General features: G+C 68.1%; 5 protein-coding genes. 2 read left to right on the top strand and 3 right to left on the bottom strand.

Annotated features, from left to right (window positions below):
• Positions 1–25 precede the first annotated feature (25 nt).
• Together E0D90_RS04730 and E0D90_RS04735 are read right to left on the bottom strand one after the other, a co-directional pair.
• Positions 26–1,816, bottom strand: coding sequence for an SEL1-like repeat protein (locus tag E0D90_RS04730; RefSeq protein ID WP_130796707.1), 1,791 nt, complete (start codon positions 1,814–1,816; stop codon positions 26–28).
• Positions 1,817–2,510: 694 nt separating this feature from the next.
• Entirely contained in the window at positions 2,511–3,077 is a 567-nt protein-coding gene (locus E0D90_RS04735) for a Uma2 family endonuclease (RefSeq protein WP_103502459.1), read from the bottom strand.
• Between the two features lie 234 nt (positions 3,078–3,311).
• Here E0D90_RS04735 and E0D90_RS04740 point away from each other — a divergent pair, with 234 nt between their 5' ends.
• A complete protein-coding gene (locus tag E0D90_RS04740) occupies positions 3,312–5,345 on the top strand; it encodes a thioredoxin domain-containing protein (protein WP_130796708.1) in 2,034 nt (677 codons plus the stop codon).
• 82 nt (positions 5,346–5,427) lie between these two features.
• On the opposite strand, the gene trhA is transcribed toward E0D90_RS04740, so the two are convergent.
• Complete coding sequence (gene trhA, locus E0D90_RS04745; RefSeq protein ID WP_227869991.1) at positions 5,428–6,093, bottom strand: PAQR family membrane homeostasis protein TrhA; 666 nt, start codon at positions 6,091–6,093, stop codon at positions 5,428–5,430.
• Between the two features lie 354 nt (positions 6,094–6,447).
• Here trhA and E0D90_RS04750 point away from each other — a divergent pair.
• Positions 6,448–7,689: phosphoenolpyruvate carboxykinase (GTP) (locus tag E0D90_RS04750; RefSeq protein ID WP_130796710.1), on the top strand; the 1,242-nt coding region annotated here is incomplete at its 3' end.

Genomic DNA, 7,689 nt, shown 5'->3' on the forward strand with positions numbered 1-7,689 from the left:
CTGTACGCGATTCAGCGGGATCACGTCAATGTGTGAATCCTCGGGATGGGTCGCGAGGTGACACGTTTCCGAACTCCTCGAACCATCCTTCTGGCCGCAGGTCTCCAATTCCCATACGTTGGTTGAGCGGGTTGTCGGGGTGCTCCAGTCCTTGCATCATCGGGTCGTAGAGGAAAAGCACATCGTGGTCCTGGAAGAGCAGGTCCGAACAAACACCCCAGTCGTAGTCGCCCTGCTGTTCGGGGAGCCCTTGTGTGAACTCAGCCACCAGATCCGGCTCATCGCATGTCATCGCCGAAGCGCTCTCAAGAGCGAAGTGGAGCGCCAGTTCCTCCGCCGCGCAGCGAGGTTGGGGAGAGCGGCCGAGAGTGATGTCCTCGTTGAGATCGTCCAAGGCTCTTAGCACCCTGCGCCGCCAATGTCGTGGCTGGTTCCATGTGGAGGCTGGCAAGAGTGCAAAGAAGATCCCGAAGCTGTTCGGAGAGATTGGCTGGTCACCCAGTTCGTTCAACTCGGCGTGAGCCATATCGGCGAGGATCTCCAGGTTGCAGTTTAGGATGCGTGATGTGCGTGCCGTCATCTGCCACGGCTCTTCGTCCTCCTCATCCCATTCGACGTTCGGGCCCCAGGTTTCCGAACCCAGCTCGTGTCCCATTTCGGGCCGGTAGATTCCCGGTTGATTGAAGAACGCGATTGCAACCGCATCTCCGCCTTCTGCGGCGCGGACGTACCACTTATGAGCTTCGTCGTTTTGCCTGTGCCGCTGGGAAATTACACCCCGGAGTCGCATGGCAAGGGCATCTCCTTGATCGGCGGCCCTCTCGTAGCAGGCCATTGCTTCGTCCCATCGCCCTTCAATTTCATGGAGGGCGCCAAGGGCGCGGGCCTGCAACGGGGTTCCTGTCTCAGATACGGTCCGGTACCACGAGGACCAGGTGTGTTCGGGCCGTCTTTCGCGTTGTGTGAACCCAAGGTCGTGCATTGCGACGTGGTTACCGCGGGCCGCCAGCGGAGAGAAGCAGCGCTCGGCGAGCACCAGACGACCGAAGCGGAAGGCAGACCGTCCGACAGGTAGCAGCTCGCTACCGCCATTCGCGTGAGTGACCGCAGCTTCCCAAACCTCGTCGGGGATGGTGGTAGCTTCGACGGCACTGGCAACGGCGTCCACGAGGTAGTCGAATGGCCGCCAAGCCTCGGTGGTATCCGTGGCAACCAGCATTCCTGCCACACCGAACTGGGTCTCGGTTGCCCACACTAGAGCCTGCTCGGGGCTCTCAGCTTGGAGGCGTGAGGCGTCCCCGGCACTGAGATAGCACGTGGACAAATCCAGCAGGGTCTTGGCGGGCAGAGGGGTAGAGATGCCTGCCCGCGCAAGATCGATCGCCGCCTGAACCAGGGCTGCGCCACGGGGATGGCCTTTCGGCTGGCGTCGAGTCGTCAGGAATTCCTCGAGCAGCTTCGGGCCAGCTGCGAGGTATTCCGCGATGCCGTGAACCCCGTGGTGATGGGCTGCGTCAGCCAGACGGTTGTCGGAGTTTGGGTTCGCCAGGTGTGCGCGGAGCCTACCCATTTCCGTCTCGGACCACTGCCGGTCCAGTACGAGGGGCTCGATGAGGTTCAGTACCCGGGATCCGAGGCGGCGCACGGATGCCATGTCAGCGTCCATGCCTCGCAACGCGCGCTCACTGTAATTGCCATACATCTCGGAACGCATGGTGGCCATGACCACAACCCGTTGCTCTAGAAGCGCGGACAACATGCCTTGATCGAGGCCGCCGGGGAGGAGGAAGCGGTCGAGGTCGTCCAGCCAGAGCACCCACTTCCGGTGGCCGGGCCTCGGTAGGGATACATGCGCTAGCACGGGGCTCAGGTCGCTGGCTGCAGGTGGCGCAACGATCCAGTGATCGGGCAGTTCGCGTCGTACAGCCTCGAAAGCGCACCGAGATTTTCCGGCTGTGGACTCGCCGACCAGCAAGACGAAGCCTCCGGTCTCCCTTGCCTCTGCCAGCTGGGCTGAGACTGTACTGTCTGCGTCCCGCGGTACATAGGCCGGTAGTGGAGGAGCGCCTTCAAGGCGACTTGTTCGGTGTACGCCCAGTTCCAGAGGATCGGACTCAGCCACAGGGCGGATCGGGATCCGGACTGCGCCTACCGTGATCTGGCGCGATTCGTCCTGCGCCGGAGTGGGATTCTTTGCTCGCGCTGCGCGCAGTAGGCGATCCCAAACTGCCGCGTCGGCGAGTGGGGCAGGGAGAGCGATGTTTCGCTGCCGAGCCAAGCTGTCGACTGCCCTGAGAAACTCTCGGAAGAGCTTATTTGTCGGTGTGTGCTTCCCGCTTCGCCAATCGCTGATGCGCTGTACGGACAGGGAACTTCGCCCAAGGCGGTCCCTGCTGGCAGAGCAGATAGCGGCTGGCTTAGGGGAGCCAGCGGCAGCGAAAAGAGCCTCCAGGTGCTCCTGGAATTTGCGCTTTCCCTTGTGTTTCGTCACGGGGAATCTTCCGGCGCTGTCAGACGGCGCCCAGGTCGACAGTGACGGGGAACGGAGCGGCAGTCTTGATCACGCCGGTGAACATCTCGCCGTCCCGGTAGGCCTTGGTGGCGGGGTCGAGGACGTAGGTGTACACGATTGGGACACCGGTGGCGGCCTGCTCGATGCGCCAGTAGAAGGGGATGCCCGCCTTGGCGTACTGGTCCACCTTCACGATCCGGTCCGTGGTCTCCGAGCCCGGCGACACGACCTCGACGACCAGGAGTACGTGCTCGGGGCGGGTGGGCGTGAGGTCGATGGTTTCTGCCCGGTAGACGATGACGTCAGGGCGGCGGTTGGTGAGGGGAACGTCCTGAAGGCGGACGTCGAAGTCGGTGTCGGCGTTCCAGTCCGGGCCCGCGGCGGCGTCCAGGGCGTTGGCCAGGATGCGGGCCAGCCGGTTGTGGCGCTTGGAGGCGCTCGGGCTCACGACGACCATCCCGTCCACGATTTCGATGCCGGCGCACTGCTCCTCGGACCAGGAGTCGTACTGCTCCGCGCTGATCTGCGTATGCATCCACGCGGGCGCCACCATTTCGGCGGTCATGAAGTACCTCCTTCGAGGATGTGCTGCTGCTCGACTCAGCGTACTGCCCGCTTCCAGCCGGGCACCGGCTTTGGGTAGGGATAGACCCTCTAGCGTCCGGCAGGGCGAGCTGGGGGTGCAAAAGGGGCGATCCGCATTCACCACGTGATGGCGCATGAGAGCAAACCGGCCAAGTAGGGCGGGGGCTTGCGGGCCGAACCGGCAGGGCCGTGCCGGCGTGAGAGGCTGGTTCGTATGAACCGGTTGGCTGGTGTGACCTCGCCTTATCTGCTTCAGCACGCTGATAACCCGGTCGACTGGTGGCCGTGGGGGCCCGATGCGTTCGAGGAAGCAAGGCGGCGCGATGTGCCCGTTCTGCTGTCGGTCGGTTACTCTGCGTGTCATTGGTGTCACGTCATGGCCGAGGAGTCCTTCGAGGACGAGGAGACCGCCGCGTACCTCAACGAGCACTTCGTCTCGGTGAAGGTGGATCGCGAGGAGCGGCCCGACATCGACTCGGTGTACATGGACGCGGTCCAGGCGGCCACCGGGCAGGGTGGGTGGCCGATGACCGTCTTCATGACGGCGGACGGCGAGCCGTTCTACTTCGGTACGTACTTCCCGCCGGAGCCGCGCCACGGTATGCCGTCGTTCCGGCAGCTGCTCGACGGGGTGCGTACGGCGTGGGCGGAGCGGCGTGATGAGGTCGGGCAGGTCGCCGCGCAGATCACGGGGCAGCTGACGGGACGGGCCGTCGCCTACGACGCGCCACGTCCGCCCGAGGCGCCGCAGCTGGCCACCGCCCTGCTGGGGCTGACCCGGGAGTTCGACGAGCGCAACGGTGGTTTCGGCGGCGCGCCCAAGTTCCCGCCGCCGATGGTGCTGGAGTTCCTGCTGCGTCACCACGCGCGGACCGGGGCGGCCGGGGCGCTGGAGATGGTGGAGCGCACCTGTGAGGCGATGGCCCGGGGCGGTATCCACGACCAGCTGGCGGGAGGTTTCTCCCGTTACTCCGTGGACGCCCGGTGGGTGGTCCCGCACTTCGAGAAGATGCTGTACGACAACGCCCTGCTGTGCCGGGTGTACACGCGGCTGTGGAAGGCGACCGGTTCGGAGTCGGCGCGCCGGGTGGCGCTCTCCACGGCGGACTTCATGGTCCGGGAGCTGCGGACCGACGAGGGCGGCTTCGCGTCCGCGCTGGACGCCGACAGCGCGGCCGGCCCCGAGGTCGACAGCCCGCATCGCGAGGGCGCCTACTACGTGTGGACGCCGCGGCAGTTGCGCGAGGCGCTGGGTGAGGAGGACGCGGCACTGGCCGCCGAGCACTACGGCGTGACGGAGGAGGGCACCTTCGAGGAGGGTGCTTCGGTGCTTCAGCTCCCCGGCGAGGACGTTCCCGACATGGTGCGGCTGCGGCTCCTGGACGCGCGCGCGGCCCGTCACCGTCCCGGCCGGGACGACAAGGTGATCGCAGCATGGAACGGGCTGGCCGTGGCCGCGCTGGCCGAGGCGGGAGCCTGTCTGGACCGGCCCGATCTGGTGGCCGCCGCCTCGGGCGCGGCCGATCTGCTGCTGGCGCGCCATCTCGACGAGCGCGGGCGGCTGGCCCGTACCTCGCGGGACGGGGTGACCGGTCCCAGCGCCGGGGTGCTGGAGGACTACGCCAATGTGGCGGAGGGGTTCCAGACGCTGTACTCGGTGACCGGCGACGCCTCCTGGCTCGATATCGCGGGCACGCTGCTGGACGTGGTGCTGGAGCGGTTCCGTGACGCCGACGGCGCGCTGTTCGACACCGCCGACGACGCCGAGCGGCTGATCCGCCGGCCGCAGGACCCGACGGACGGGGCGACCCCGTCCGGCTGGACGGCGGCGGCGGGCGCCCTGCTCAGCCACGCCGCGCTCACCGGCAGCGCCCGGCACCGTGAGGCGGCCGAACGTGCTCTGGGGATCGTCACCGCGCTCGGCGAGAAGGCGCCCCGGTTCGTCGGGTGGGGGCTTGCGGTGGCCGAGGCGGCGCTGGACGGTCCGCGTGAGGTCGCCGTGGTCGGAGGGGACGAGGATCCGCGGACGGACGCGCTGCACCGGGCGGCGTTGCGGTCCCCGGCGCCCGGTGCCGTGGTGGCGCGGGGCGAGGAGGGCGGCGGCGGGTCCCCGCTGCTGCGGGAGCGCGCGGCCATCGGTGGTGTGCCCACGGCGTACGTCTGCCGGCACTTCGTCTGCGGGCTGCCGGTCACCGAGCCGGAGGCGCTGAGCGAGCAGCTGGCCGGAGCCCCGTCCGCCGGGGAGTGACGACGGCTCCGGTGGGGCGCGCTGCCCCTCGCCCGGTCCGTCGCCGCTTCGTCCCCCGCTCCGGGGGACGAAGCGGCGACGGTCAGCCGGACTGGTGGGCGGCCAGGAAGATGCCCACGTAGTGCGCCGCGAAGGCGGCCAGCGTCAGGGAGTGGAAGACCTCGTGGAAGCCGAACCAGCGGGGTGAGGGGTTCGGCCGCTTGATGCCGTACACCAGGCCGCCGGCGCTGTAGAGCAGGCCGCCGACGATGACCAGCACCAGCACGGCGATGCCGCCCGCCTGCAGGAAGTCGGGCAGGAAGAAGACCGCGGCCCAGCCCATCGCGATGTAGCAGGGTGTGTAGAGCCAGCGCGGGGCGCCGACCCAGAAGACGCGGAACGCGATGCCGGCCGCCGCCGCGGCCCAGATCCCCCAGAGCAGCAGCTGCTGCCGCCCGTCCTCCAGCAGCAGGATGGTGAGCGGGGTGTAGGTGCCCGCGATGATCAGGAAGATGTTGGCGTGGTCCATCCGCCGCAGCACGGCGGCGGCGCGCGGCCCCCACTCGCCCCGGTGGTACAGGGCGCTGATGCCGAAGAGCAGGCAGGCGGTGAGCGCGTAGATCGCGCAGGCCACCCGGACGCGGGGCGTGTCGGCGAGCGCGGTCAGCACCAGCCCGGCGACCAGGACGGCGGGGAACATGCCGGCGTGCAGCCAGCCGCGCAGCCGGGGTTTCACCGGTGTGGCGCCGACGACGGGAAGTGGCGTCATGCCTTCGGCGGCTTGGGCCGCAGGACGCGTGGTCATGAGCTGATGCTACCTACGCCTCCGTAGGTTCGGCCCTGGGGGCAACCCCCGGAACGCAGTGGTGCGTGCCACACCCGGCCACACCCGTACGGGTGACCAGGGGGTACTCCTTCCGAGTGGTGCTGCTCACCTGAGCGCGCACTGGACACAGACGAGAAGGCTTGGCACCATCAGATGAGCTTGGTCGGTACCGGATGAGCGCAGGCGGCGTCCGGATCGTTGCCCCCACGGGGTGAGAACACCTTCCGATAGAACAGCTCAGAACCGGATATACGTGCACTATCCGGTCAGAATTCTCGAACCCTCTGGAGCGAAACCGTGGCGCCCACCTCTACGGCTCCCATCAGCACCACCGCACCCACGCAGCACCGCGAGCTCGTCGCCTGGGTCGACGAGATCGCCGCGCTCACCCAGCCCGACCGGATCGTCTGGTGCGACGGTTCGGAGGCCGAGTACGAGCGCCTCTGCGAGGAACTGGTGCAGCGCGGGACCTTCACCCGGCTCGACCCCGTCAAGCGCCCCAACTCGTACTACGCCGCGTCCGACCCGACCGACGTCGCCCGGGTCGAGACGCGCACCTTCATCTGCTCCGAGCGCGAGCAGGACGCCGGCCCCACCAACCACTGGAAGGCCCCCGCCGAGATGCGGGAGATCTTCACCGGCACCGGGACCGGCCCCGACGACCGCGGCGGCATCTTCCGCGGCTCGATGCGCGGCCGCACCATGTACGTCGTCCCCTTCTGCATGGGCCCGCTCGGCTCCCCGCTGTCCGCCCTCGGCGTCGAGATCACCGACTCCGCGTACGTCGCGGTGTCGATGCGCACCATGACCCGCATGGGAGCGGAGGTCCTCGACCAGCTCGGCACCGACGGCGCCTTCGTCAAGGCCGTCCACAGCGTCGGCGCCCCGCTCGCCGACGGCGAGACCGACGTGCCCTGGCCGTGCAACGAGACCAAGTACATCTCGCACTTCCCCGAGGACCGCGAGATCTGGTCCTACGGCTCCGGCTACGGCGGCAACGCCCTGCTGGGCAAGAAGTGCTACGCCCTGCGGATCGCCTCCGTGATGGCGCGGGACGAGGGCTGGCTCGCCGAGCACATGCTCATCCTCAAGCTCACCCCGCCGAGCGGCCAGGCCCGGTACGTCGCCGCCGCCTTCCCGTCGGCCTGCGGCAAGACCAACCTCGCCATGCTGGAGCCCACCATCCCCGGCTGGACCGTGGAGACAATCGGTGACGACATCGCCTGGATGCGGTTCGGCGAGGACGGCCGCCTCTACGCGATCAACCCCGAGGCCGGCTTCTTCGGCGTCGCCCCCGGCACCGGCGAGCACACCAACGCCAACGCCATGAAGACCCTGTGGGGCAACACCGTCTTCACCAACGTCGCCCTGACCGACGACGGCGACGTGTGGTGGGAGGGCATGACCGAGGACGCCCCCCAGCACCTCACCGACTGGAAGGGCAACAGCTGGACGCCGGCATCCGCCGCGCCCGCCGCCGCGAGCAGCACCTGGTCGACATCGACGACCCTCGTCGGGACCGCCGAGCGCAGCGCCTCC

The organism is Streptomyces otsuchiensis, assembly GCF_004305975.1.
Lineage (GTDB): Bacteria > Actinomycetota > Actinomycetes > Streptomycetales > Streptomycetaceae > Streptomyces > Streptomyces otsuchiensis.